We start from the raw sequence: 572 nt of genomic DNA, 5'->3' as shown, positions 1-572 counted from the left end.
ATCGATGAAGCGGCGGCGCGTTTGCGCATGCAGGTCGATTCAAAGCCGGAAGAACTCGATGCTGTTGATCGGCGTATTTTACAGTTGAAGATCGAACGGGAAGCTTTGAAAACAGATGTCGAGCCAACAGCAAAAGAACGGTTGAAAAATGTGCAGGAGGAACTCAAAACATTGGAACAACAGTCCGCTGAGATGACAAGTGCTTGGCAGGCTGAGAAACAAAAATTAGGGCATGCTGCTGATTTGAAAAAACAACTCGAAGAAGCTCGTAATGCTTTGGCTATTGCACAACGTGATGGACAATTCCAACGCGCTGGAGAGCTCGCTTATAGTGTCATTCCTGAACTCGAAAAACAATTGAGTATCGCGGAAAATGATGACCAACAAAATCATCTCGTTGAAGAGACGGTTACTGCTGAACATGTGGCGCGGATTGTTTCACGCTGGACCGGTATTCCTGTTGATCGAATGCTGGAGGCAGAACGGGAGGCGCTGTTGCGGATGGAAGATGAAATTAGCAAACGTGTGATTGGTCAGGGAGAGGCTGTTCAAGCTGTTTCTCGTGCTGTACG

1 pseudogene is annotated in these 572 nt (G+C 47.6%); it reads left to right on the top strand.

Going from position 1 to position 572, the window contains the following annotated elements:
- Window positions 1-572 (top strand): annotated as a pseudogene (locus tag ACFIL8_RS12450) (ATP-dependent chaperone ClpB); the annotation flags it as partial.

It is taken from the genome of Bartonella sp. AP57NXGY (assembly GCF_042195805.1).
GTDB lineage: Bacteria > Pseudomonadota > Alphaproteobacteria > Rhizobiales > Rhizobiaceae > Bartonella.
The sequence above is the reverse complement of the archived record's forward strand: the minus strand, read 5'-3'. Positions and strand labels throughout refer to the sequence as shown.